We start from the raw sequence: 24,442 nt of genomic DNA, 5'->3' as shown, positions 1-24,442 counted from the left end.
GACCACCCACACGTGCACCCATGACCGACATCGTGATCGACGAAAGCTGGATCGAGACGCCGCACGGGCGTCTCTTTGCGAAGCGCTGGCGCGGCGCGCAGCCAGCCGGGCAGGCGTGCGCCGCACCGATCGTGCTGCTGCACGATTCGCTCGGCTGTGTCGAGCTTTGGCGCGACTTCCCCGCGCAGCTCGCGCGTGCCGCTGCGCGCGACGTGATTGCATACGACCGGCTCGGCTTCGGCCGTTCGGACCGTCACCCAGGACAACTCGCCGCGACGTTCGTGCGCGATGAGGCCGAGCACGACTTCGCCGCGGTACTGGAAGGGTTCGGCGTCGACCCGTTCGTCGCGCTCGGGCACAGCGTGGGCGGCGGGATGGCGGTTGCGTGCGCGGCCGCGCATGCGCGGCGCTGCCGGGCGCTGATCACGGTCGCCGCGCAGGCATTCGTGGAAGGTCGCACGCTGGACGGCATTCGCGACGCCGCCCGGCAATTCGACGTGCCGGGGCAGCTCGACCGCCTCGCCCGGTATCACGGCGACAAGGCCGAGTGGGTGCTGCGTGCCTGGGTCGACACGTGGCTGTCGCCCGCGTTCCGCGACTGGACGCTCGACGACGAACTGCCGCACGTGCGCTGCGCGACGCTTGCGATTCACGGCGCGCAGGACGAGTACGGCTCGGATGCGCATCCGAAGCGGATCGCCGCGCGTGTCGCGGGGCCGTCGTCGTGGCTGTTGCTCGACGGATGCGGGCACGTCCCGCACCGCGAGCGTCCCGCCGACGTGCTCGCGGCCGTCGCGACGTTGCTGCACGACGCGCACGCGTAAGCGCGCGTTCGTTGAGACGCACGCGGCGGGCCGCGTCCGCCGACGCTCAGAACGCCAGCTGGATCGCGAGATCGATCGCGAGCAGCGCGATCGAGCAGCCGATCCCGAGCACCACGTTCGGCACCCGATGCTCGAAATCGCGATGGTCGCGGCGCATCGCGGCGCCGAGCAGGAAGATCGCCTCGACGACGATCTGCAGCCCGACGAACAACAGCATCAGCAGATACTCGTAACCCATCTGCTTGAACGCGCCGAATTGCATCCCGTGATCGCGGATCCACTGCCCGACGCGCAACAGCTCGTAGGCGAACAGCAGCGCGGGAAACAGATAGCTGATGAAGTAAGTCGGCGCTGTGGCGTGCCGCAGCTTGAGGTGGAAGTGCTGATGCGTGGTAGCCATCACGAAGCCCTCCTTGCAATGCATGATTGCGGTCGCGACGGCGGCGCGGCGAGGTGCGGGCCAAACGGATGTCCCGATGCTGCGTGCGCGGCCGTACGACGTCAGCATACTGCTGCACGGGAAATTTGGCATGCGCTGACGGCGTTCGTCGTAACAAACCTGTTGTGCAGTGCGCAAACGGGGCAGCGCGCGGCGAGGTCGCGTGCGTGCTCAGAAATGCCCGGTGAACCGATAGCGGCTGCCGGGATGCCACAGATTCGCGACCGACGCGACCATCCCCTGCGACCACGTGCGCCGATGCAGCAGCAGGCACGGTTCGCGTTCGTCCATCGTCAGATGGCGGCGTGTCTGCGCATCGGGCAGCGCGGCCTCGATCCGGTATTCGACCCGCTGCAGCGGCGCGACGCGCGTCAGGTACTGGTTCGGCGTCGTCGCCGTGAAGTCCTGCAACGCGTATTCGGGCGCGCAGGCCGGATTGACCCAGCGTTCTTCCAGCTGCACGGGCGTGTCGTTCTCGAAGTGCAGCACGCGCGAATGGAAAATCGGGCTGCCGATGTCGAGCTGCAATTCATCGGCGAGCGCTGCATCGGCGACGGCGGCGCCGACTTCGAGCACCTGCGCGTGGTACGCATGGCCGCGCGCGGCGACTTCGTCCGAGATGCTGCGGATCGCGACCAGCGTCGACTCGTATTTCGGCGATGCGACGTAGGTGCCGGAGCCGCGCGTGCGCGTGAGCACCTGCTCGGCCGTCAGCTCGCGCAGCGCGCGGTTGACCGTCATGCGCGCGACGTTGAATTCGCGCGCAAGCTCGTTCTCCGACGGCACCTGGTCGCCTTCCGCCCACTCGCCCGAATGAATGCGCGCGAGGATGAAGTCCTTGATTTCCTGATAGATCGGTGTGGTCATGGCATTGCTGTTCGAGAGACGGCGGCCGCGTGCCGTCGCGTGCCGGCGGTCATCCGCGGTTCGTCCCGGGTTCATCCGGTGCCCGGGCGGAGTGTACCGGGTTCGATGCCGCGCCGGCCCGCTTGCGGGCCGGTGCTTCGGGTAAGTCCGGCGTCCACGCGATGTGCTCGCGACCGGCTGCACCGGCGGCAACCACCGCATCGGCGCGCGTTGCGGCTGCAAAAGTATAGACAAATGCAGGGTTACGCCTCTGACAGGAACGCCATGAAGAAACGCGCGCTCGGTATTGCCCTTGCCTGCATCGCGGTCGGTGCGCACGCAAAGGATGGGTCGACGCTCCGCTTCGTCGCCGCAGGGTGGCGACAGTCGAATGGCGGACGAGTGCGCCATCGAAAGCATCGGAAGCCTATGTCGCGTCGATCGTTCGCTTCGTGTTGTCGTTACGTGTGGGTGTCAAACATCGTCAATTCAGTCCTGACCGGTACACCGCGTAGGGTCGGCGGGCGTTAAGCCGGTATCAGCCGAATCGGCGGCTGACCTATCCGGGAGCGTTCCATGAACCGCATCGTGAAGATTTTGACGGCCGGCGCACTCGCATGTGCCGTGCTCGTGCCGGCCCTCGCCGAAGCGCATTCGCACCGCGTGTGCCATTTCGATCATCACCACCATCGCGTGTGCCGCTGGGTGCGCTGAGCATGGCTTTGCCCGGCTACGGCCGGGACGATGTCGCGATACAGGCAATCAGGAGAGGACGATGAAAAAGACGATGTTGATCGCCGCGCTTGCTGCCGGCTTCGGCCTGTCGGCCGCTGCGTTCGCACAGGTGCAGGCGCCGGCCAGCGCGCCGGCTGGCACGACCGGCCTGTGCAAGGACGGCTCGTTCTATGCGGGCGCGTCGAAGAAGGGCGCGTGCGCAGGACACAAAGGCGTGAAGGCCTGGTATGGCGCGTCGGCTGCTGCTGCGGGCAACGCATCGGCCGGCGCATCGGCTGCAGTGCCCGCGACGGCTGCGTCGGGCGGTGCTGCATCCGGCGCCGCGCCGGTGAAAAGCGCGTCGGCCGCAGCCGCCGCAGCCGCGCCGGGCGGCGGCGCGGGCAAGGTATGGGCCAACGACAGCACGAAGGTCTATCACTGCTCGACCGACAAGTATTACGGCAAGACCAAGCACGGCAGCTACATGTCGGAAGCCGATGCGAAGGCGAAGGGCTTCCACCCGTCGCACGGCAAAGCCTGCTCGTAAGGCGATGGCGCGGGTAGGTTCCGCGCCGAGTCCGTCGACGCGCCGTTGGGCGTCGTGCCCCGCCGTTGTGGCGGGGCTTTTTTGTTTCGTTGCGGATCGTCGGGGGCAGCCTCGGGTTGAGTCCGGAGCCATGAAGCGTCCGACGATGACACGTTGAGCATCGTTGACAACCGTTCCTCGTTTTGGGACGATATTTTCAGTCTCGGGGTACCGCTACCTCTTACGCTTGCTCTAACGTTCGGTATAAACGTTGGGCTGGCGAGGTACGTTCATGTCCCCCACCCAAGCCGCATGGCTCATTCTTGCTGCGAGCGTCGCCGCTGAATCACTCGGCACTGCAGCCCTCAATCTCTCCGTTGGCTTTACTCGCCTGCTTCCGTCAGTACTGACCGTGACGTTCTACGTGGCAGCTGTCATTCTGATGGCCGTCGCGACGAAGAGAATCGAAATGAGTTTGGCATACGCAGCCTGGGCTGGAAGCAGCGCCGTGCTGACGGTAGTGATAGGTTTCGTCTGGTTTGGAGAGTCGATGAACGTCGTTAAGGCGATTGGATTGATCGCTGCGATATCCGGCATCGTTTTGCTGAACTTCAGCAGCAACGGCGCATAGCCCGCCCACGGACGCTTCGGAGAACGTTGGATGACTGCGCAGGGACGGGTTATGCGCGTGCATGAACGCCAGTGTCCGGGCCGGTTGCCGCGCTCGAGTGTGGGGCGCAGTACGGCCAAGAACGGTCGATCGACACAGCGCCTAGATCGCTGACAATCGGGGCGCATTCACCAAATTGGTAGTTGCGGTCCTGAACGCTCCGGTACGTAGAATTTTGAATTTCACGTGGTGGCGCATGCATGACTACCTAACCCAATAGTTGCGTAGGCCGTCCGATGCTGACTCATGCTAGTCTCCGAAGACGAAAGGGAGGCTTTCATGCAACGAACGATCGCGTACCGCGGCTTCGAGATTCAGGTCGAATTGACTCCAGCTGCTGATGAGGACACCTTTGACGTGACCTTTCAGATTAAAGGCGCCACAGATCTCGAAGTGCTCGGCGCGCGGGGAGGCCGCATCTCGTTGCGCAACGGCCCTTTTACTGAGCGATGGGCCTATCTGGTAGCCGAAATCGCCGGCCAAGCTGCTATCGACGTGTTACTCGGTCCCGTCGACTGATTCCATGTTTATTTCCCGATGCAATACTCTCAGTGATCGCATAGGGGACGGCGCTATTACACTGGCTATATCAGCGATGTGGGCTTGCCGCCCGTTGCGGCGCCGATGGATCTCGCGGGGTGGTTCGAAGCCTATGTGGGCGGTAGCTGGCCGACCTTCGATCCGCGACACAACGCGCCGCGTAATGGACGTGTTTTGACGGCATACGGGCGCGATGCCGCGGATGTCGCGATCAGCAATGCATTCGGGGCCGCCGTGCTAACGCACTTCAAGGTGCACTGCGACCAGGCAGGACCGAGCCACGATCCTGCCGACGCTGAGCCGGCGCGGAAATGTACGGATAGGATGCGTCGCGTGGCAACGTCGCCGTTCGAATCGAACGGTGAATTGCGCAGAGCTGAGCGTTCGTGGCGCAACGTCCTAAGACTGGTCAAAGCATTGAGGTCCCCCCCAGCGGCCGCTTTGGAGAAGGTTGAATGCCCGTTGTGGGTCAATCCGAGACCATCGCACGTTGCAACGCGTCTGCCGACCGCATTCGGCCATTTTGATACGTTCGACATCGCGGTGTGGTTCGTCGACAATCCGCTGGGGGTTCAGCCTCCAGCGTCACAACTGCCCCAACTCGCGAACAATCGGATGGCGCAAGAATGACCTCGCACGCAGAAATATATTTGAGAGATTTTCATCGCCGCCGGGCAGGAGCAACGCGTCGAGCCTATGGTAATCGACCTGCCCGATCTGCGCAGGCGGCATACCCTTCCTCCTATCACGCACTGGCGAATCGTGTGCCGAATGAAGCGATGTCGCGGACTGTCCTCGACCTGGCATGTGGCGATGGGCCATTGCTGCAAATTCTGAACGACAGGGGGCATGCAGCCACGAAGCTGATTGGCATAGACATGAGCGATGGCGAGTTGAGCGTGGCTCGGGGAATATTGCCGCACGAAATACGATTGCTCAACGAGCGCGCACAAGAAATGTCGCTCGATAGCGGTTCAGTAGACTACGTGCTGTCGCACATGGCTCTCATGTTGATGGACGATATCGAACAAGTGGTCCGAGAGATTCGCCGGGTATTACGTGACGGCGGCAGTTTTTCCGCTATCGTGGGGCGGAGCTTTTTGACCGGCAAGATCGGCGAAGTCTTTTTGGACATCTTCAAGCCAATCGCGAAGGCTCGGCTCACCGAGTTGCGACTCGGCGACGCGCGCACGCGCAGTGAAGCCGGTTGGCAAGAACTGCTAAAACGCGATTTTGTTGATGTGGCTTTTGAAGACATCGACATCGACTGGACGCCTACACCCGAGCAGCTGTGGTTGGACATGCTGGACACCTACGATGCCGACCGGATGTCGGAAGCGGCGCGCGCGCAGTTCAAAAGTGAACTGTTGTCGGCGTTCGCGCCCATGCAAAGCGACGACGGTACGTTGCAAACTGGATGGGGCCTGCGTCTGGTTCAGGCCACTGCTGCCTAGCGGCGAGTTCGAGGGACGGCTCAGGTAGCACTGAGGTCGCCTGTAGATGCTCTCAACCTGGGCTGATCTGCGACGGTCGCACGTCGCAGGGCGGACCTATCCGCGATTTCGTGGGCGAGGCATATCATGAGGTGTAAAAGTCATGGATATGCCAATGAAGAAGAAAAGGCAAACTGTAGCGCGTCAGGCAGCGGCCCGCGGGCCGCTGCCTGAACTGCCCAAGGAACTGCTGGACCAACTGGTCAAGGGGCCGATGACGCCGACCGAGGTCCAGGATTTGATGCTGGCGTTCAACAAAGCAGTCATCGAACGCGCAATGGGCGCCGAGATGAATCTGCATATGGGCTACCCGTCGGGCCAGTCCAAGCCGCCCGGGCAAGCCAACGAGCGCAACGGCGCCAGCGGCAAGACGGTCATCACCGATCGGGGCCCAGTTCGGGTCGAAGTCCCCCGCGATCGTGACGGCAGCTTCGAGCCAATCCTGATTCCCAAGCACGAACGCCGTTTCACTGGATTCGACGAACGCATCATCGCGATGTACGCCCGCGGCATGAGCGTGCGCGAGATTCAGGCCTTTCTGGCTGAGAGCTACGGCACCGAGGTGTCTCCCGACTTCATCAGTTCGGTCACCGACGAGGTGATGGCCGAGGCGCTGAGCTGGCAAAGCCGCCCGCTCGAAACGATGTATCCAGTGGTGTTCTTCGATGCGCTGCGCGTCAAGATCCGCGACGACGGCGTGGTCAGCAACAAGGCCGTCTATCTGGCCTTGGGCATTCAGGCCGATGGCCAGCGCGACGTGCTGGGCCTCTGGATCGAGCAGACCGAGGGTGCCAAGTTCTGGCTCAAGGTGTTCAACGAACTGAAGACGCGCGGCTGCCAGGACATCCTGATCGCCGTGGTCGATGGCCTAAAGGGGCTCACCGAAGCCATCGGCGCGGCCTATCCGCGGACCACCGTTCAGACCTGCATCGTGCATCTGATCCGCAACAGCCTCGAATACGCCAGCTACAAGGACCGTAAGGTGCTCGCCGCCGCGCTGCGCCCGATCTACGCGGCTGCCAGCGAAGAGGCGGCACGGCAGGCGCTGCAAGACTTCGCCGACGGGCCTTGGGGTGTGAAGTACCCGACGATCGTGCAGTCGTGGCAACGCGCGTGGGAGCACGTCGTGCCGTTCTACGTGTTTCCGCCGGAGATTCGACGGGGCGTGTACACCACGAACGCGATAGAAAGTTTGAACATGCAGCTGCGCAAGATCATCAAGACCCGCGGTCACTTCCCGAATGACGAGGCGGCCATCAAGCTGCTCTGGCTGGCGTTGCGCAACGTACTGGCCAAGACCGTGCGGTCCGCGTTCGACTGGAAATCAGCAATGAATCAGTTTGCTATCCTGTTCGGAGAGCGATTTATGCAGGCGCGTGGATAACGTGCTGTTCAACCGCCTCGCCCACAAAAATGCGGACAGGTTCCGCAGGGCTAGCCGGCTGCATCCGACCAGACGCGAATGCTATCGGCGCCACGCCTGACGCTGAATGGCCGTTAGAGGCAAATCTGACAGGCCGCACCGTGTCGAAAGCCCACATCCACGGAACTCCACGAAGGTTACTTTTCGCCGTTTCGCGACGCGCCGCAATGCGCAATGCGCGATGCGCGATACGGGATACGCGATACACGACACCGACTCACCGGCACGCTAGTCACCCCCTCACTGCCCAACCCCGCCCGCCGCGACCGCTCGCGGCCGACCCTTGCGGCCCACGAGCTCCCGCGTAAGCGCATCCGACACATAATGCGGGCCATCGAACAAATACACTGAATACCCGCGATAAACGGCCAATTGCGCGGCCAGCTCATCCGCAGTGGCCGCGCGAAACCCACCACGCTCCGCGGGTCGGAACGCCTCCGCGATCAGCCGCACGCGTCGCTTGCCCAGCCGCGCGGCCAAGTCATCGACGTACGTACGCGCGACATACGGTTCGCGCGCATACACGCCGCAACCGTCCTGAAACAACACACCGACATCCGCGGGCAGCCACGTGACGAGCCAGTCGGCCAGCGCCTTCCCGCCGATGTTGCTCTGGTCGTACACGCTCACCCACAGCGGTCGCGGCAACCGGTTCAGGATCGCCGCGAGCTTCGGCGCGTCCTGCCAGGTCGGATCGATTTCGACGGGGAAGTAATAGCCGGTGACATGCAGCGGAACCGGCGCGCGTGCGACCGCGACCGACTGATCGGCAAGTGCCGACAGCTGCGTGCGCGCACGCCGTTCGTCCTGGTAGCCAGCCAGGCCGAGGATCACGTTGCGGGCCCACGGCTCGCGGCCGATGCGTTGCCAGTCGGGAAGATGCGAGGCCGTGCGCATGCCGGTGCCGGCGAGATACGCGGTATCGTCGACGGCACTCCACTGGATCAACAGCTCATGCACGCCGAGCTGCTGCCAGTTGCCGGCCGGATTGATCGTCGCGTTGTCGAGCTGCCAGACGATGCCGTCGGCGTGCACGTCGTGCGCCGTCCAGCTGCAAGCGGTCATTGCCAGCGACGCGGCAACGGCCGCGAACGGCGTCGCATGCGCCACGTGCACGCGCCGGCGCGGCCCTGCGGCCTGCCGGAGCCGGCCGATACGCTGCCGAAACCTGCGCAACGCGCGGATGGCATAGATGGTCATCGCTTGCCTCCAGATAAGCCCTCCCGCGCATCATCGTAGCCCATCCGAAGCACACGCGCGATCCGCATCGTCATTGCGGATCGCGCGCTTGCGGCCAGCCGCGTTACTTGGCCGTCGTGCCGTCCACCCAGGTATAACCGAGGTTCGTGATGCCGGTCACGAGACTCTGGAAATCCTGCAATGCAGGCAGCCGGAGGTCGGGTTCGAGCCAGTACGGATGGAAGAAGAACGACGCGAAGCCGTCGCGCACGGCCAGCCCGTACTGTGCATTGGTCACGAGCTGCTGCCACGTGTACGTGATGCACGAGAACTGGTCGATACTGCAAATGTTGTACTGGATGCTGCCCAGGTTCTCCGGAATGATCCGCTGTCCGTAGTAATCGGAGTTGATGATGTACGGGAAGAACTGCCCGGCCGAAAAGTCCTGGTTGGGTGCGCCGGTGCCGAGCTGTGGATTGGTCGCCGTGTAGTAGACGGCCCGCTGGAACGTGGTCGGGAACGTCGCGGCCGTCGCCGCCGCCGCCTTGGGCGACACCTGATACTGCGGCGCAGCCCAGCCGACGATCTTGTAGCCGTTGGCCGTGAACTCGAGCAGCCCGTTCGTCATTCTGTCCTCCGCCCATTGCACCGAGTCCTCATCGACCGGCCGGTTCTGCACCGCGTACCAAAACTCGTAGTCGCTGCCGCTGACGGCAGTCAGCAGATTCGGCGTCGAGTCGTACTGGTGCGTGTAACCATGCATCACGATCGAGCCGCCGCGCGGGATTGCGTAGTTCAGCGCATTCTTGAGCCCCGTTGCCTGCGCGAGATGGATGGTCTGTGGCACGCCGCCGTTGTAATAACCGTTCGGGTCGGTATACAGCGGAATGGTCGCCATCGTGAACTTGATCCTCTTCGAGTACAGGTAGTCGGTGAGCTGCTTCATCGAACTCGTCGTCGTATAGGCGTCGAGGTCCTCGAGACGCACGAGCGCACGATGATTCACCGGTGCGTTGGTCTGCAGGATGTCGTGCAGCATGTCGCAGATCACGAGGTAGCGATCCGTCGGCCCGATGTAGGAGAACGGAACGTCGGCGAAGTACCAGAGGCGGCCCGAGCGCATCACGTACGGCGCGGTTGCGCCGCTCTGGCTGTTCTTCATCGTGACGAGCACCTGCGCCTTGGTCGCATCGACCACCTGTGTCAGGCCGACGTCCGGGTCCGCGCTGACGGCGCCGGTCGACGCGTTGTACGCGTAGTACTTCACCATCGGCAGGTTCTTGTAGGTGATCGTGTCGTAGAAGCCGGGGTTCGGATTGCTCGACGAAGGCGTCGCGTTCAGCCCGGCCAGCCCCTGAAAACTGAACCCGAAGGTCTGGTTGAACGTGTACGCCGTGTTCCATGCGAGCTGCCACAGGTTGTACTTGAACCAGACGACCGTCTTCGTGGCGGTCATCACGTCGCTCATGAACGCGGTCGGAATCGGGTTGTTGTAGTAATCGCCGATGTAGAACGTCACGTCGTGATTGCCGACCATGCCCGACGTGTAGTTCTGGATCGGAACCAGGTCCACGGTCGTATTGAAGTGGCCGAGCAGATTGCGCAACATGATGCTGTACATCAGTCCGAGCTTCGAATACGGGTCGTTGGCCGGGTTGTCGTAGAGCACGAGCGTGCGGGCAGTGGTGGTCTGCGCGTGGGCCGTGCCGGGCGTCGCGATTTGCACGAAGCCGGCCAGCAGCGCGATGACGATCAGGATCTTCTTCATGGCCGTTTCTCCCTATTCGCGTTCCACGTTGCCGCCAGCCTTCTTGACGGATTTGGGGCTGAACGGCGGGCGGCCGGTCTCCTTGTAGGCCTTTTCCCAATCCTCGTCGGACATGCCGGCCTTCACGCGCACGTGCGCGGAGCCGTTCGGCAACGGCGGTGGCTTCACCTTGCCGCTGGACGAGCTGCTGGCTTGCTGCGCGTTCGCGGCCTGGAGCGGGCCCGTCACGACGAGCGCGGACGTCAATGCAACGAGCAGCCCGACGGCGCTCACCCCGGTTCGGAAAGAGTGGTTTCGATGCGAAGGCATGGTGTTCATCCTTTGATAGGCAAATTGCGATCGCCTCGTTCGGGAAACGAGCACGACCAGCCCCCCCGATCCGTAGCTGGACTTCATGTCGTGATTTGTTGTGCGCCTGATACCGGATAAGCAAATGAAACCGGTCGGCTGTGTTTCAAGCCAGATCCATACCATCCACCGCAAACGCGCGCCGTGCCGGGACGCCGGCATCAGTGCCGCGCGGCAAGCCGGAATTGCAGCGATAAACGTTGCACGCGCGTAACGCGGGCACAACGCGGGGCCCGACCGCGAGTGCCGCGGCGAACGTCGCGCGACGCACGCGCGGCGCGCTGCGCACCGCCGCGCGCGGGCCGGCTGGCGGGCGGTTCGAATGGCGGCCCATCATGCCGCCGAGCGCGACGTGCGCGCCGTTCGTCCGAGCCGCGCGCGGTCGTGGCCGGCGTCGCTGCGCGGCCGACCTGTCGGGCAGCTTTCACGCGCGGCGCGACCGCACGTTTCAGTGCTGAAACATTTGGCCTGCCTTCGCGGTGCCGGCCGCCTGCCGCGCATGCCGGCACCCCGCGAGCGACAAGGATTGCGTGCCGATGGCGCACGACTTGCTTGACGAATCGTGCGTGCGGACGGCGGTGTACGGGGGGCCGTGCGACGCGACCGACGCCGGCGGTTTCGCGTGGGCATGACCGCAGCAGTGTGCGGCGTCTCGTTGGAATCAGCGTCGGAAAATTTGCGCGAGCGCGTCGATGGCGCCTGATGCGTGAGCGTGCGATTCGGCCGCGCGGGCGCCGCTTCAGAGCCACACGCGCAGCGGGCAGGAACGGAAGGGCAGTTGTACCGGGGGCGAGGTGGGGCTGCTTATCGGCCTTGCGTCGGCGGGCGCAAACAGCACTGACAAGCGACAATCGCGGAAAACATGATGAACCATACAATATGGAGTGCGTATCTGTCGGCGCTCGACGTCGTCGCCATCGTGACCGCGATCGTTATCCTGATCAGCACGCTCGACGATCTCACGCTCGATGCCTGTTACTGGTCGTTCGAAATCCGCCGGGTCCTGCGTCGCGAGAAGGCGCCAGCCATCGACATCGGCATGCTGCGCGCGCTCGACGAGCGTTATCTGGCGCTGATGGTGCCGGCGTGGAAAGAGTACGACGTGATCGCGAAGATGATCGAGAACACGCTCGCGACCATCGAGTACGAACGCTATGTGATCTTCGTCGGCACCTATCACAACGATGCCGAAACTACGGCCGAAGTCGAACGGATGGTTCGACGCTACCCCGGGCGCGTCACGCGCGCGACGGTGCGCAACGACGGGCCGACCTGCAAGGCCGACTGCCTGAACTGGATTCTCGATGCGATCCTGCGTTACGAGGACGTCCACCGCATTCAGTTCGCCGGCGTCGTGATGCACGACTGCGAGGACGTGATTCACCCGGCCGAATTGAAGTACCTGAACCACGCGGTCACGCAGAGCGACCTCGTGCAGCTTCCCGTGCTGTCGTTGCCGCGCAAATGGAACGAGTTCGTCGCCGGCTGTTACCTCGACGATTTCAGCGAAACGCATCAGAAGGACGTGCCGGTGCGCGCGCGTCTGACCGGCGTCGTGCCCGGCGCGGGCGTGGCGTCGTGCTACAGCCGCCGCGCGATCGACGCGGCGATGAAGGCGAGCGGCGGCAATGCGTTCAACACCAGTTCGCTGACCGAGGACTACGACTTCAGCTTCCGGCTGAGGGACCTCGGGATGACGGAGACGTTCGCCCGCTTCCCGCTGTCGGACGTCGCGCGCGATGCGCAGGCGCGCAACGCGCGCAAAGGCGCGGCACGTGAGAACCTGCTCGCGACGCGCGAGTACTTTCCGAAGACGTTCAGAACAGCATACCGGCAGCGCGCGCGCTGGGTGCTCGGCATCGCGTTTCAAGGCTGGGAGCAGCTCGGCTGGAAAGGCGACCTGCTCACCCGCTACATGTTCTTCCACGATCGCAAGGGCATCGTGACGTCGCTGTTCTCGGTGATCGCCTACGTCGTGCTGCTCAATTTCGTGCTGCTTGCCGTCCTCGAGAAAACCGGCCATGCGCTCCCGGCCAGCGTTCATTTCGCGACGAACGGCCCGTGGATCGCGCCGCTGCTGTGGGTGAACACCTTCATGCTGGTCGCGCGCGCCGGACAGCGCGTGCACTTCGTCAGCAAGCTGAACGGCCCGCTGCAGGGGGTGCTGTCGGTCCCGCGGATGTTCGTCAACAACATGATCAACTTCTACGCGGTTTGCCGCGCGTGGCGCATCTATCTTGGCCACCTGGTGAGCGGCAAGCCGATCGCGTGGGACAAGACCAGCCACACCTATCTGTCGAACGAAGCGCTCGGGAAAGTGCGGCGCAGGATCGGCGAGATCCTGGTCGGCTGGGGCGTGCTGTCGCTCGAGCAGCTGCAGGCATGCCTCGACAAGCAAGTGACGTGCGGCAAGCGGCTCGGCGAGCTGTTGCTCGACGCGAGCATGCTGTCGACCGAATCGCTCGCCGACGCGATCGCCGAGCAGGCCGATCTGCCGCGCGTGAGCCTGGGCAACGTTGCTGTCGGCCATTTCGCGGACTCGCTGGCCTTCGAGTTGCAGTACGCGTATCGCGCGATTCCGTTTTCCACCGCCGACGACGGCACGCTGAACATCGCGGTCGGCCGCCCGCTCACTCAGGACGAACAGGAGGTCGTGCGACGCGGCGCGCGTACCAACGTCGCGTACTTCATCGCGTGCGATGCGGAAATTTCCGCCGAACTCGCGCGGCACTCGCGCTTCGTCGAGATCTCGCGGCTACGCGACGGCGACGGCGCGTCGATGCAGGCATCTGCGGCGATTCGGCCGTCGGGAGAACAGGCATGAAACGCTCGACCCGTCCGATCACCGCCGGCCTCGCGCGCTGCGCGCGGCTCAGCGCACTGGCGCTCGCCATGTCGCTCGCGTGGCAGCCGCCCGCGCACGCTGCCCGGCCGCTCGTCCCCAAAGCGTTCCGGCTGGCCGACGGCGCCTACAAGGCAATCGACGCCGGCGACCTGCCCCGCGCGGAGGTGTATGCGTTGCGCGCACTGCAGATCCAGCCGGGCAGCGAGCAGCTCGGACTGTTGCTCGTCGACGTGTACCGGCGCGAAGGCAAGGTCGACGACGCCGACGCGCTGCTCGAATCGCTGAGCACACGTTTTCCGAACAGCGCGGCCGTGCTCGCGCAGCACGGTTATCTCGCGCAGCGCCAGATGCGCTACGACGTCGCGTGCCGCGACTTCTCGGCCGCCGTGGCGGGCGGCAAGTGGAGCGCGGAGCAGCAGCGCAACCTGCGGCTCGCATGGTCGGACAGCGCGCTCGCGGCGAACCGTCCGCATGAAGCGGGCATCGCGCTGGCGCCGCTCGCCGATGAAAAATCCGCGGTGATCCAGGTGCGCATCGCGCAATTGAGCCTGCAGGCCGGCGATCACGACACGGCGATCCGGATGGCCGAACTGGCCGCCAGCGACGCGGCGACGGACACCGAACGCAACATGGCCGCCGCGATCGCCGCGCAGGCGCGGCAGGTCGATCGGCCGCCGCAGGCACCGGCCGACGACTCGGCGATGCAGCATCTGCAACACGCGTACGACCTGCTGCGCGAGCACCGCGATCGCGATGCGCTCGACGCGTTCCAGCAAGGCTTCGCCGGCGGCGCCGGCAACGCGATGAACTATGCGGATGCCGGCTATGCGGCGAAGCGGATCGGCCTGAACGACGAATCGGTGCAGATGTTCGAGCACAGTCTCGATGCCGACGAAAGCGAGCACGCGTTCGACACGCAGCGCAAGTTCGGCTATCGGCGCGAAGTCGAGCAACTGCAGCGCACGTGGGGTTTCGTGCTGAGCGCGCCGTATCAATCGGCCGCGTTCGGCCCGCAAGGAACGATCAGCGTGCTGCAGCCGGGCGTCGAGGCGTACTGGCAGCCGCCGAAGATCGGCTACCAGAACGGGCGCATCCTGCAGTTCTTCGTGCGCGGTTACGGCACCGCGTACGACGGCAACGGCAACGTGACCGGCATGCCGACGGTGCAGGGGTCGGTGGGCGTGCGCTACAAGCCGATACCGGATCAGAACGTGGTGATGACCGCCGAGCGGCTGTTCCACATCGGCAGCCTGTCGATGACGGACTGGCTGATGCGTTTGGGATATTCGTCGGAAGCGGGCACCGACCTGCGCGTGACCGAGCCGAGCTGGCGCAGCTGGCAGGCCTATGTAGAAGGCGCCTATTTCATTCACGCGGGGCGCTACATCGTTTATTCGGAGCTGCGCTATGGCCACACGTGGCGTCTGCCGATGCTCGGCAATCGTCTGACCGTCTATCCGCACGTCGCGGTGGCGGGCGATCACGACAACCGTGAGAAGGACGAGACGGCGATCGGCGTGGGGCCGGGCATCCAGTTCCGGTACTGGTTCCGCGAAGGGCGCTATACGGCGCCGGCGAGCTACGTCGATGTGACGGTGCAATACCGGTTTCCGTTGACGTCAGCGGCCCGCGCACGTGGTCTCGTGGTGCGCGCGACATTGTGGTTCTGAGCGGCTGCGCTGACGCCTGGACGGATCGCTACGACGCGATCAGCTGGGCGATTTGAGCGTGATGATCGTTTGACGCAGCAGCTTGAAGTAGCCGCTCGTCGAATACGGGAGCATCTCCTCGACGTAGTTCCACCAGAAGAACCCGCCGATGAAGCGCGGATCGGTCATGCTGTTGACCATCGGGTAGTAGGTGGTGATGAGGTTCTGCTGCACCGACGTCGGCGCGGCGATGTCCGACGTGCCGATTTCGCCGAAGCCGACCTTCGCGTTCGGGAAGATGCTTTCCAGCGCCGCGAAGTCGTTCTTCCACGACGGGCTCAGGCCCGGGCAGTCCTGATACGGGTAGTAGCTGAACAGCGCGTAGTCGGCTTGCTGGCGCACCGTGGACGACAGGAAATTCGTCGGCCAGGTCTTCCAGTAATCCTGCGGCTTCGCCCAGCAGTTGTTGCCCTTGCTGTCGTCGTTGTAGTACAGCGTGATGGCCGTCTTGCCGCCGTTCGATTTCACGATCGTATTGGCCGCGGCGACCATCTGGCCGATCTGCTGCTCTTCCGAGTTGACCACCGTGTTGGTGCCGTTCGGGTCGTTGCGCAGCCATTCGCCGTTGATTTCGTTCGCGATTTCCCACACGTCGACGGTGTTCTTCAGCTGCGACACCAGTTCCTGCGTGCGCGCCTGGTACGCCGACAACGTCGTCGGGAAATAGTACGAATCGTAGATTTCGCCCATCACGTATGCGACCGAGTGCAGGCGCAGCAGCGGCGCGTAGTAGTCGGCCGCCGACGTGCCCGGATCGAACACGACGCGCACCGTCGGGCGGTACGGCAGGTTCTGCAGCGACGCGACGATCGCATCGAGTTTGGTCAGGTCGTCCAGCGTGACCCCATAGACGGGGTTCTTCAAAGGCTCGACCTGGGCCTGGGCCGACTGGGACAGCGGCATCAGACCGGCACAAGCCACGCATGCGGCGATGGCCGTACGCGAGATAGTTTTCGTCAGCTTAATCAAAACTCGTTCCATCCTATGTTCAGAGGAAGCGCGATTTTAGACGAAAATAAAAGCTAATTATCCGACGATAATGGAAGAAAAAGGGTTCAATGGGCTGTGGGGTCATGCGCGGACCCATGCGCGCGCGAGATAAACGAAGCATCCCCAAGCGAATTCGAGAACGCGTTTTCCGCACGGTCGCGAGCGAGGTTCGCGCGGCGGAGCGTGTCGGCGCGCGATGCGCTGCATGCGCGCTCGCGCGACGATCCACTGGTTCGGCTCGCCCGACGCGCACGCATGCATCGTCGAGCGCCGGCGCACGCATCGCACGAAGTGGACCGTGCGCGAGGCGGCACGCAAACGTTTGGCGTTGATCTCGGCCGGAAAACCGCAGGAAATTGCTAAAGGATGCGTGTGGCGATGACGTTAAACGGGAACGGGGAAGACTGTCGATCGCATGCCTCCGACGTGCGACGCGCAGTCCGCAACAATCAGCGCAGCAGGGGAACCAACTTGAACCGTCAGCAATCTTGGACGCGTACGGCCGCGCCCGGCGAGATCATCTACTCGGAGGGCTTCGCCGGCGAGCCCGTCATCTTTCTGATCGCGGACGGCAAGGTCGAGCTGTCGACGCGTTGCGAGGACAAACGCATCGTCATCGGCACGCTCGGGCGCGGCGACTTCTTCGGCGAAGCGGCGCTGCTCGGGGCCGAGCCGCGCGCGCACACCGCGAAGGCGCTGTCGTTCTGCCAGCTCACGGTCGTGCCTGCGTCGACGCTCGACGAGGAAATCGAGCATGTGTCCGCGCTGCTGCGCCACATCGTGCGCACGATGATCCGTCGCGTGAAGCGCAAGGACGACCAGCTCGCGACCTATACGCACGCCGACTTCATGCCGGGCGTGCTGTCGTATGCGCATGTGCTGTCGCTGATGGCCGGCGCCGACGCGCGCGGCTCGGACGACGCATGGTCGCGCCGGCCGATGCAGACGCAAGCCGCGGAGACCTCGGTGCCGCTCGCCGACGTGATTCGCCGCTGCCGCGCGATCGCCGGCCATTCGCGCCCGCACGTGCTCGCGATGCTGCGCCGCATGGAGAAGCTCAATCTCGTCACGATCGAGGCCGCGTCGGCCGAGCATGCCGGCGGCATGGCCGACTATGGATCGTCCACGGACGGGCGCCAGGTCGTCACGTTCGACGCCGCCCGCGTGGTCGATCGCGCGCAGCAGGTCGCCGATCACGACCTCGACCTGTCGATCAACAGCGAGCTCGAGCTGATCGAGCTGGCCGATCTGGAGGCGCTGATCGGCGTCGACCGCAAGCTGCTGCTCAACAAGCTGTCGCACGGCGAGATCGCCGACGAGTTGTTCGCGTTCCGCAAGTCGAAGGTGCTCGGCTACGTCGAGCAGAAGGGCGTCGCGTATTTCTCGCGGCGTCACCCGCGCGCGGGCGACGTGCAGTCGCTGGAGGACGTCGTGTGGGTCGACCAGCGCACGCTGTTCGACGTGATCAGCGGCTTCGATACGTACGATCTCGCGAAGCTGATCGCGAGCCTCGACGATCGTGCGATCGCCGACAAGCTGTTCTCGGTGATGACCGAAGCGCGGCGCAACGAGGTGTCGTGGGTGATGCGCCGCGAGCTGAAGCTCGATCCGCTCGAGGTCGGCGAGATCGAGCGCCGCGTGGTGGAGGCCGTTCGCGCGGCCAAGGCGCCGGCCGCCGGCGCTGCGCCGGCGCCGCTCGCGTCGTCCGACGCGTGACGCGCGGCCCGACGGAGACGACATGGACCTGTTGACCCTGGCTGGCGTGCTGCTCGGTGGCACGGCCATCGTGTTCGGCTTCGCGCTCGAAGGCGGCCACTTCTCGATGCTGTTCCAGTTCGAGGCGCTCGTGATCGTGCTCGGCGGCACGCTCGGCGCGGTGATGATCCAGAACACCTGGGCGCGCTTTTTCGATGCGGTCAAGCAGTTGCGGCTCGCGTTCGTGCGCGCGCAGGAAGTGGACCGCAAGCATCTGAGCGACCTGCTCGAATGGGGCGACCGCGCGAAGCTCAACGGATTGCTCGCGTTCGAATCGATGGACGTGACCGGCATTCATCCGTTCGCGCGACGCGGGCTGGAACTGCTCGCGAACGGCGTGTCGAGCGCCGTGCTCGAGGATGCGCTGCAGCGCGAGCTCGACGCCTACGAGCGCAGCCGGCTCGCGGCGGCGCGCGTGTGGCATCAGGCGGGCGGCTATGCGCCGACCTTCGGGATTCTCGGCTCGGTGCTCGGGCTGGTGCAGGTGACGAGCCACATCCTCGAGCCTGCGCAGCTCGGACCGGGCATCGCCGTCGCGTTCATTGCGACGCTCTACGGTCTCGCGTTCGCGAACCTCGTGTTTCTGCCGCTGTACGGCAAGCTGCGTGCGCAGATCGACAGCGAGCTGCGGTTTCGCAAGCTGTACCTCGACGGGCTGCTCGCGATTTCGCGCAAGGAATCGCCGCACACGATCGAAACGCGCCTGGCCGGCGACGTGCGCGGCCGCGCGGCCGAGTCGCTCGCATGACGCCCGTGGAGCATCGACATGACGGCACGAACTGAGGCCGCGCGCGCGGGCGCAACGGCGACCGGTCGCGACGACGATGAAGGCGACGACGCGCAGACCGGGCGCTGGCTGATCTCGTACGCGGATCTGATCACGACGCTGATGGTGCTGTTTCTCGCGCTGTACGTGCTGCAGCTCGCGAAGTACAACGCGCTCGACGCGCGCTATCAGACGCTCGCGCGGCACGACGACGCCGCGCGCGGCACGGCGGCCATCACGCTGCCCGAGCGCGTGCCCGCGTGGCTCGCGTCGCTCGATGCACTGAAGACGGCCGGCCGCATCGCGCTCGTGCGCGCGCCGCACGGGATCGAGATCGGCATCGACGCGAAGGTGCTGTTCAACGTCGGCGACGCGCGTCTGTTGCCCGATGCGGCGCCGGTGCTGACCCAGATCGCGCGCGCATTGAGCGAGCATGCGAGCGGCGACATCCTCGTCGAAGGGCATACCGACAACGTGCCGATCGCGAACGCGAAATACGAATCGAACTGGGAGCTGTCGTCCGCGCGGGCCGGCAGCGTCGTGCGCTATCTCGCGGAGCGCGGCGTCGCGCCGCACCGGCTCGCGGCGATCGGCCGCGCCGATACGCAGCCGCTCGTCACCGGCGACGACGCGGCCGCACGCGCGCGTAATCGGCGCGTGACGATCTTTGTCGCGTACTGAACGGCGGCTGCGGCTGCGGATGCGATTGCATTGCGTGTGCTGATGCTCCACATCCGAGATCGACGCCGCGTTGCTGCCGGTGCCTGCCGGTGCCTGCCGATCCGTCGAACGCACGCGCACGCGCCGCTACGCTCAATAGCGGCGACCTTCCGCGCTGCCCGGAACCGGCAGACCGAGCCCCCAGACGCCGCCCCGCTCAGGGCGAGCGCAACGCCTGCAATCCGAGCGTGAGCGCGTTGAGCGGCAGTTCGGCCGCGCCCATCGAGAAGCTCGTCGTATTCGCGCTCGACGCCGGCGTATGCATCAGCGCATGGACGATCCGCTCGCTCGCATGTCCGTCGCCGTACGGGTTGCTCGCACGCGCCATCTCGTCGTAGGCGCTCGCGCTGTCGAACAGCCGCGACGCTTCCCGCACGATGAGCTCCGGGTCCGTGCCGACGAGCCGCGCGGTGCCGGCCCGGATCGCTTCGGGGCGCTCCGTCGTGTCGCGCGTGACGAGCACGGGCTTGCCGAGCGCCGGCCCTTCCTCCTGGATGCCGCCCGAGTCCGTGATGATGAAGTGCGAACGCGACATCAGATACACGAACGCGAGATATTCCTGCGGTTCGATCAGGTAGATGTTGGCCTCGCCGCCGAGCAGCGCGAGCGCCGGCTCGCGCACGTTCGGATTCAGGTGCAGCGGGTAGACGAACTGCGCGTCGCGATAGCGGTGCGCGAGCGTGCGCAGCGCCTCGCAGAAATTCCGGAACGGCTCGCCGAAGCTCTCGCGGCGATGGCCCGTGATCAGCACCATGCGGGCCGTCGGGTCGAGGAACGGAAAGCGCGCGGCGACCTCGCGGCTGAGCGCGTCGTCGCGTTCGAGCATGTGCTTGACGTCGTGCAGCGCGTCGATCACCGTGTTGCCCGTCATCACCACCGAGCCGACCGGCACGCCTTCGCTCAACAGGTTGTCGCGCGCCTGGCCGGTCGGCGCGAAGTGCCATGACGACACCGCATCCGTCACGCGACGGTTCAGCTCCTCCGGCCACGGCGACCAGATGTCGCCGCTGCGCAGGCCCGCTTCCACGTGCCCGATCGGCAGATAGCGATAGAACGCCGCGAGGCTCACGGCCAGCGTGGTGGTCGTGTCGCCATGCACGAGGACGATGTCCGGGCGCAGGTCGTCGAACACCGCGCCGATCGCATGCAGGATGCCGGTCGTCACGTCGCTGAGCGTCTGGCCCTGACGCATCAGATCGAGATCGTAGTCGGGCTCGATGTCGAACAACGACAGCACCTGATCCAGCATTTGCCGATGTTGTGCGGTGACGCACACCTTCGCGTCGACATCCGCGCGCGCCTTCAGCGCGCGAACGAGCGGCGCCATCTTGATGGCTTCCGGCCGGGTTCCGAATACAAGCAAGATCTTCTTCATTGATATCCCCGTATAGCTTTTCTGAGCGGAAGGAACCGGCTCCCGACATCGACCTGCTCGCACGCCACCGGCCGACGCACGTCGCGATTGCGTCGGTTCGCACCGCACGAGGTGCGGCGGCGTTGCAACGGCGAGCGCCGCGTGTTGGCCCGCGTGATCTGCGCCGCGCCATCGCCGGACGACCGTGGTGTCGTCGCGATTCCGGTTACGTCATGAGCGTTCTTTGCCGTGCCGTTCGTCGCGACCGCTCCCCGTTGCCAATACAGCAATATTCAAACCACCCGCCGCGTGGCCCGGCCCCGACGCCCGCGCCGCATCGGCAACGCGTCGAACGTTTCACAATTGCTACGAGCGCGGCGCGCCGGCGCGCGGCGGGGACGCTGAGTTGCACCCGTGGCGTCGCCCCGTACGACGCGTGGCGTCGTTCGTTGCGTGCGGCATCGCGTTGCATGACGGCCCGCGCGTGAAACGACCGGACGGCCGCGCGAGATCGCGAAATGTTGCGCATCTGAAACATGTGCGGTGTCCATTCGCAGCCGGCGCGACATCGCGGATGCCGACGGCACGGCGCGGCGACGCAGTCGCGATGCGATGACCGACGCCTGCGCAGCCCTTACCCCGCGCGGCTTGCAGGCCTTGCGTCGATGCGCGACGCGACGCGGTGGATCGTCTCGCCGACGGTCGAGAGCGATGATGCGGCGATGAATCAAAAACGGACGGCGCGGCGCGTCGGCGAGCGCGTCGGCGCATCGCCGGCCCTTGCCGCGTGGGCGAAGTCGGTCGATGGCTCGACGCTTGCTTGTTCGATGGTGCAGGCGTGCGGCGGCCGACGCAGCTCGGCGATACCGATACGGCGGAGCCGGAAACAGCGCTCGGTGTGCCTACGTTCGGATGTGGCGCGACGCACGAGATGCACGCGCATGTGCGCAGTTGCGACGGACCTGCGGGTGCGACCACGGTGGACGAAAAACCGCGGCGCACGGCCGATGGACGAACAGGGGCAAGGAGACGGGTCATGTGTGGCATCGTCGGCGCGGTCGCGCAACGGGACATCGTTCCGGTTCTGATCGAGGGTTTACGTCGCCTCGAATATCGCGGCTACGATTCATGCGGGGTCGCGACGGTCGTCGACGGCCAGGCGCGCCGCGCGCGCAGCGTGTCGCGCGTCGCCGATCTGGACGCGCACGTGCGCAGCGCGGGCCTCGCCGGCAGCACCGGCATCGCGCACACGCGCTGGGCGACGCATGGCGCGCCGGCCACCTGCAACGCGCATCCGATCTTCTCGCGCGACGAGATCGCGCTCGTGCACAACGGCATCATCGAGAATCACGAGACGTTGCGCAGGCAACTATCGGACGCGCACTACGAATTCGACGGACAGACGGACACCGAGGTCGTCGCGCACCTGATCCACAGCAAGTACCGCGGCGACCTGCTCGCCGCGGTGCGCGATGCGACGTCACAGCTGCACGGCGCGTATGCGATCGCCGTGTTCAGCAAGCACGAGCCGCAGCGGCTGATCGGTGCGCGCGTCGGCTCGCCGCTGGTGGTCGGCCTGAACGACGGCGAGTGCTTTCTCGCGTCCGACGCGCTCGCGCTGGCCGGCATCACCGATCGCTTCATTTTTCTCGAGGAAGGCGACGTCGTCGAGCTGACGCCCGCCGGCGTGCGGATTCTGACGCGCGACGGCGCGCCCGTCGAGCGCCCGGTGCAGACGGTCGCGCCGGCGCACGGCGTGGTCGAGCTCGGCGCGTACCGGCATTTCATGCAGAAGGAGATCTTCGAGCAACCGCAGGCCGTCGCCGCGACGATTCCCGACGCGGGGCTGTTCGATCCGGCTGCCTTCGGGCCCGACGCGACGCGCGCGTTCGAGCAGATCGACAACGTGCTGATCGTCGCGTGCGGCACGAGCTACTACGCGGGCCTGACGGCGCGTCGCTGGCTCGAGACGATCGCGCGGCTGCCCGCGCAGGTCGAGATCGCGAGCGAATACCGCTACAGCGATGCGCTCGCGCTGCCGAACACGCTGGTCGCGTGCGTGTCGCAATCGGGCGAGACCGCCGACACGCTCGCCGCGCTCAAATATGCGCAGGCGCTCGGCCACATCGACACGCTGGCCGTCTGCAACGTGCCGACCAGCGCGATGGTGCGCCAGACCAGCCTGCGCTTTCTCACGCGTGCAGGCCCGGAAATCGGCGTCGCGTCGACCAAGGCGTTCACGACGCAGCTCGTCGCGCTGTTCATTCTGGCGGTGACGCTCGGCCGGCTGCGCGGCTGCGTCGACGACGCGCAGCTCGCCCGCTACACGACGCAGTTGCGGCGCTTGCCGAACGCGCTCGACGACGTGCTCGCGCTCGAGCCGCAGATCGAGCGCTGGGCCGCGGAATTCGCGCAGCACGAGAACGCGCTGTTCCTCGGGCGTGGCCTGCATTACCCGATCGCGCTCGAAGGCGCGCTGAAGCTCAAGGAGATTTCGTACATCCATGCGGAGGCCTATCCGGCCGGCGAACTCAAGCACGGGCCGCTCGCGCTGGTGACCCACGCGATGCCGGTCGCGACGATCGCGCCGAACGACGCGCTGCTCGAGAAGCTCAAGTCGAACATGCAGGAAGTGCGCGCGCGCGGCGGCCAGCTCTACGTGTTCGCCGATGCCGATACGCGCATCGACGACGGCGAGGGCGTGTCGGTGTTGCGGATGCCCGACTACTACGGGCTGCTGTCGCCGATCCTGCACGTCGTGCCGCTGCAGCTGCTCGCCTATCACGCGGCGCGGCTGCGCGGCGCGGATATCGACAAGCCGAGGAATCTCGCGAAATCGGTGACGGTGGAGTGACGGGGACGGGCGGTGCGTGTGCGGCGCCTCAGAGCGGAGCGGTTAGCGTGTTGGGGCCGTGGGCGCAGGCGATGAAGTCGTTCGCATGTTTCGTTACCGGGGCCGCGAGCCGCAAAACGCCGCTGCGACGGCCGCCCGATTCATGCGAAGATTGGCCGACCGTTCCGAGAACCGAACCCGAGGCCCCCGTGAACCGATCGAATCCCGAACGCAACGCACACACCGGCCACCCGCCGTGGATGCACATCGCTTTGGCCGAGCTCGGCATCCGCCGCTTCCCGCCCGGCAGCAGCAACCCGCGCATCGTCGAATACAACGGCCACACGAATCTGGTCGGCTACGACGACAAGATTTCGTGGTGCTCGTCGTTCGTCAACTGGTGCATCGCGCATGCGGGCATTCGCGGCACCGGGTCGGCGCTCGCGCGTTCGTGGCTCGACTGGGGGCGGCCGCTGGAGCAGGGCTGCATCGCCGTGCTCACGCGCGACGATCCGGCGAGCTGGAAGGGCCACGTCGGGTTCTATCTGCGTCACGACCACACGCACGTGCATCTGTTCGGCGGCAATCAGCTCGACGAGGTGCGCGAGCTCGCGTATCCGGTGAGCGAGGTGATCGGATACCGGTGGCCTGACGTCGGCTGAATGCGCGGCATCGCCGAGTCGACGGGCGGGCGTGGAGC

General features: G+C 65.4%; 21 protein-coding genes and 1 pseudogene. 15 read left to right on the top strand and 7 right to left on the bottom strand.

From position 1 onward, the window contains the following. Positions 1 to 20 precede the first annotated feature (20 nt). The gene (locus tag AK36_RS07930) at positions 21 to 824 is read left to right on the top strand and encodes an alpha/beta fold hydrolase (protein WP_045578217.1); all 804 of its coding nucleotides are present in this window, start codon (positions 21 to 23) and stop codon (positions 822 to 824) included. A gap of 46 nt (positions 825 to 870) precedes the next feature. Here AK36_RS07930 and AK36_RS07925 read toward each other — a convergent pair whose 3' ends face one another. Then, positions 871 to 1,224, bottom strand: a complete 354-nt coding sequence (locus AK36_RS07925; RefSeq protein ID WP_045578462.1) for a hypothetical protein — start codon at positions 1,222 to 1,224, stop codon at positions 871 to 873. Between the two features lie 210 nt (positions 1,225 to 1,434). Then, positions 1,435 to 2,130 (bottom strand): histidine utilization repressor, encoded by a 696-nt coding sequence (hutC, locus tag AK36_RS07920; RefSeq protein WP_045578461.1) that lies wholly within the window; start codon positions 2,128 to 2,130, stop codon positions 1,435 to 1,437. A 555-nt stretch (positions 2,131 to 2,685) separates the two neighbouring features. Between hutC and AK36_RS33915 the strand changes: the two genes are divergently transcribed. The 7 genes and pseudogenes from AK36_RS33915 (at position 2,686) to AK36_RS07895 (ending at position 7,436) form a co-directional block, all read left to right on the top strand. After that, on the top strand, positions 2,686 to 2,823 hold the full coding sequence (locus AK36_RS33915) for an HHHH-motif protein (RefSeq protein WP_014724546.1): 138 nt from the start codon (positions 2,686 to 2,688) through the stop codon (positions 2,821 to 2,823). Between the two features lie 61 nt (positions 2,824 to 2,884). Then, positions 2,885 to 3,370 (top strand): DUF3761 domain-containing protein, encoded by a 486-nt coding sequence (locus AK36_RS07915; RefSeq protein WP_045578216.1) that lies wholly within the window; start codon positions 2,885 to 2,887, stop codon positions 3,368 to 3,370. Between the two features lie 271 nt (positions 3,371 to 3,641). Next, positions 3,642 to 3,980, top strand: coding sequence for a DMT family transporter (locus tag AK36_RS07910; RefSeq protein ID WP_034194934.1), 339 nt, complete (start codon positions 3,642 to 3,644; stop codon positions 3,978 to 3,980). 318 nt (positions 3,981 to 4,298) lie between these two features. After that, positions 4,299 to 4,538 carry a hypothetical protein gene (locus AK36_RS07905; protein WP_045578460.1) on the top strand — a complete coding sequence of 80 codons (240 nt, stop codon included), beginning with the start codon at positions 4,299 to 4,301 and terminating at the stop codon, positions 4,536 to 4,538. Positions 4,539 to 4,589: 51 nt separating this feature from the next. Further along, positions 4,590 to 4,823: pseudogene (locus tag AK36_RS30825) on the top strand (transglutaminase family protein); the annotation flags it as partial. 362 nt (positions 4,824 to 5,185) lie between these two features. Then, positions 5,186 to 6,013, top strand: coding sequence for a class I SAM-dependent methyltransferase (locus tag AK36_RS07900; protein ID WP_045578215.1), 828 nt, complete (start codon positions 5,186 to 5,188; stop codon positions 6,011 to 6,013). Between the two features lie 148 nt (positions 6,014 to 6,161). Beyond that, complete coding sequence (locus AK36_RS07895) at positions 6,162 to 7,436, top strand: IS256-like element ISBcen18 family transposase (RefSeq protein ID WP_414137097.1); 1,275 nt, start codon at positions 6,162 to 6,164, stop codon at positions 7,434 to 7,436. A 279-nt stretch (positions 7,437 to 7,715) separates the two neighbouring features. Here the strand turns inward: AK36_RS07895 and AK36_RS07890 are convergent, their stop codons facing one another. The 3 genes from AK36_RS07890 to AK36_RS07880 form a co-directional block, all read right to left on the bottom strand. After that, on the bottom strand, positions 7,716 to 8,675 hold the full coding sequence (locus AK36_RS07890; protein ID WP_014724552.1) for an alpha-amylase family protein: 960 nt from the start codon (positions 8,673 to 8,675) through the stop codon (positions 7,716 to 7,718). 103 nt (positions 8,676 to 8,778) lie between these two features. Beyond that, a complete protein-coding gene (locus AK36_RS07885) occupies positions 8,779 to 10,422 on the bottom strand; it encodes a DUF2334 domain-containing protein (RefSeq protein WP_014724553.1) in 1,644 nt (547 codons plus the stop codon). Positions 10,423 to 10,434: 12 nt separating this feature from the next. Beyond that, a complete protein-coding gene (locus tag AK36_RS07880; protein ID WP_224056520.1) occupies positions 10,435 to 10,818 on the bottom strand; it encodes a hypothetical protein in 384 nt (127 codons plus the stop codon). 817 nt (positions 10,819 to 11,635) lie between these two features. Here AK36_RS07880 and AK36_RS07870 point away from each other — a divergent pair. Together AK36_RS07870 and AK36_RS07865 are read left to right on the top strand one after the other, a co-directional pair. Next, positions 11,636 to 13,594, top strand: coding sequence for a glycosyl transferase family protein (locus tag AK36_RS07870; RefSeq protein WP_014724560.1), 1,959 nt, complete (start codon positions 11,636 to 11,638; stop codon positions 13,592 to 13,594). After that, on the top strand, positions 13,591 to 15,285 hold the full coding sequence (locus AK36_RS07865; RefSeq protein ID WP_014724561.1) for a bacteriophage N4 adsorption protein A: 1,695 nt from the start codon (positions 13,591 to 13,593) through the stop codon (positions 15,283 to 15,285). The genes AK36_RS07870 and AK36_RS07865 overlap by 4 nt, the downstream gene beginning before the upstream one ends. A 39-nt stretch (positions 15,286 to 15,324) precedes the next feature. On the opposite strand, the gene AK36_RS07860 is transcribed toward AK36_RS07865, so the two are convergent. Beyond that, positions 15,325 to 16,305 carry a hypothetical protein gene (locus AK36_RS07860; protein WP_014724562.1) on the bottom strand — a complete coding sequence of 327 codons (981 nt, stop codon included), beginning with the start codon at positions 16,303 to 16,305 and terminating at the stop codon, positions 15,325 to 15,327. Between the two features lie 480 nt (positions 16,306 to 16,785). Between AK36_RS07860 and AK36_RS07850 the strand changes: the two genes are divergently transcribed. From AK36_RS07850 to AK36_RS07840, 3 genes are read left to right on the top strand one after another with little or no spacing between them, the layout of a single operon-like run. After that, the gene (locus AK36_RS07850; protein WP_014724565.1) at positions 16,786 to 18,030 is read left to right on the top strand and encodes a Crp/Fnr family transcriptional regulator; all 1,245 of its coding nucleotides are present in this window, start codon (positions 16,786 to 16,788) and stop codon (positions 18,028 to 18,030) included. A 22-nt stretch (positions 18,031 to 18,052) separates the two neighbouring features. Continuing rightward, complete coding sequence (locus tag AK36_RS07845) at positions 18,053 to 18,817, top strand: flagellar motor protein (protein ID WP_045578213.1); 765 nt, start codon at positions 18,053 to 18,055, stop codon at positions 18,815 to 18,817. Between the two features lie 18 nt (positions 18,818 to 18,835). Then, entirely contained in the window at positions 18,836 to 19,516 is a 681-nt protein-coding gene (locus tag AK36_RS07840; protein WP_014724567.1) for an OmpA/MotB family protein, read from the top strand. A gap of 196 nt (positions 19,517 to 19,712) precedes the next feature. On the opposite strand, the gene wecB is transcribed toward AK36_RS07840, so the two are convergent. Beyond that, positions 19,713 to 20,930 carry a non-hydrolyzing UDP-N-acetylglucosamine 2-epimerase gene (gene wecB, locus AK36_RS07835; RefSeq protein ID WP_011881474.1) on the bottom strand — a complete coding sequence of 406 codons (1,218 nt, stop codon included), beginning with the start codon at positions 20,928 to 20,930 and terminating at the stop codon, positions 19,713 to 19,715. A 1,015-nt stretch (positions 20,931 to 21,945) separates the two neighbouring features. On the opposite strand from wecB, the gene glmS reads away from it, so the two are divergent. After that, entirely contained in the window at positions 21,946 to 23,763 is a 1,818-nt protein-coding gene (glmS, locus tag AK36_RS07830) for a glutamine--fructose-6-phosphate transaminase (isomerizing) (protein ID WP_034194938.1), read from the top strand. A gap of 239 nt (positions 23,764 to 24,002) precedes the next feature. Further along, positions 24,003 to 24,404: a TIGR02594 family protein gene (locus AK36_RS07825; protein WP_045578212.1), complete on the top strand. Its 402-nt coding sequence runs from the start codon at positions 24,003 to 24,005 to the stop codon at positions 24,402 to 24,404. The last annotated feature ends 38 nt before the right edge of the window (positions 24,405 to 24,442 follow it).

It is taken from the genome of Burkholderia vietnamiensis LMG 10929 (assembly GCF_000959445.1).
In the GTDB taxonomy this organism is placed as follows: Bacteria; Pseudomonadota; Gammaproteobacteria; order Burkholderiales; family Burkholderiaceae; genus Burkholderia; species Burkholderia vietnamiensis.
Note: the sequence above shows the minus strand (reverse complement) of the source record. Positions and strands in the feature narration are given on the sequence as shown.

Coding starts and splice junctions, on each gene's coding strand:
- AK36_RS07870 (WP_014724560.1), top strand. CDS start 11,636: ATGAACCATACAATATGGAGTGCGTATCTGTCGGCGCTCGACGTCGTC.
- AK36_RS07905 (WP_045578460.1), top strand. CDS start 4,299: ATGCAACGAACGATCGCGTACCGCGGCTTCGAGATTCAGGTCGAATTG.
- glmS (WP_034194938.1), top strand. CDS start 21,946: ATGTGTGGCATCGTCGGCGCGGTCGCGCAACGGGACATCGTTCCGGTT.
- AK36_RS07895 (WP_414137097.1), top strand. CDS start 6,162: ATGCCAATGAAGAAGAAAAGGCAAACTGTAGCGCGTCAGGCAGCGGCC.
- AK36_RS07925 (WP_045578462.1), bottom strand. CDS start 1,224: ATGGCTACCACGCATCAGCACTTCCACCTCAAGCTGCGGCACGCCACA.
- AK36_RS07915 (WP_045578216.1), top strand. CDS start 2,885: ATGAAAAAGACGATGTTGATCGCCGCGCTTGCTGCCGGCTTCGGCCTG.
- wecB (WP_011881474.1), bottom strand. CDS start 20,930: ATGAAGAAGATCTTGCTTGTATTCGGAACCCGGCCGGAAGCCATCAAG.
- AK36_RS07845 (WP_045578213.1), top strand. CDS start 18,053: ATGGACCTGTTGACCCTGGCTGGCGTGCTGCTCGGTGGCACGGCCATC.
- AK36_RS07900 (WP_045578215.1), top strand. CDS start 5,186: ATGACCTCGCACGCAGAAATATATTTGAGAGATTTTCATCGCCGCCGG.
- AK36_RS33915 (WP_014724546.1), top strand. CDS start 2,686: ATGAACCGCATCGTGAAGATTTTGACGGCCGGCGCACTCGCATGTGCC.
- AK36_RS07860 (WP_014724562.1), bottom strand. CDS start 16,305: ATGGAACGAGTTTTGATTAAGCTGACGAAAACTATCTCGCGTACGGCC.
- AK36_RS07910 (WP_034194934.1), top strand. CDS start 3,642: ATGTCCCCCACCCAAGCCGCATGGCTCATTCTTGCTGCGAGCGTCGCC.
- AK36_RS07890 (WP_014724552.1), bottom strand. CDS start 8,675: ATGACCATCTATGCCATCCGCGCGTTGCGCAGGTTTCGGCAGCGTATC.
- AK36_RS07885 (WP_014724553.1), bottom strand. CDS start 10,422: ATGAAGAAGATCCTGATCGTCATCGCGCTGCTGGCCGGCTTCGTGCAA.
- hutC (WP_045578461.1), bottom strand. CDS start 2,130: ATGACCACACCGATCTATCAGGAAATCAAGGACTTCATCCTCGCGCGC.
- AK36_RS07825 (WP_045578212.1), top strand. CDS start 24,003: ATGCACATCGCTTTGGCCGAGCTCGGCATCCGCCGCTTCCCGCCCGGC.
- AK36_RS07840 (WP_014724567.1), top strand. CDS start 18,836: ATGACGGCACGAACTGAGGCCGCGCGCGCGGGCGCAACGGCGACCGGT.
- AK36_RS07880 (WP_224056520.1), bottom strand. CDS start 10,818: ATGAAGTCCAGCTACGGATCGGGGGGGCTGGTCGTGCTCGTTTCCCGA.
- AK36_RS07930 (WP_045578217.1), top strand. CDS start 21: ATGACCGACATCGTGATCGACGAAAGCTGGATCGAGACGCCGCACGGG.
- AK36_RS07865 (WP_014724561.1), top strand. CDS start 13,591: ATGAAACGCTCGACCCGTCCGATCACCGCCGGCCTCGCGCGCTGCGCG.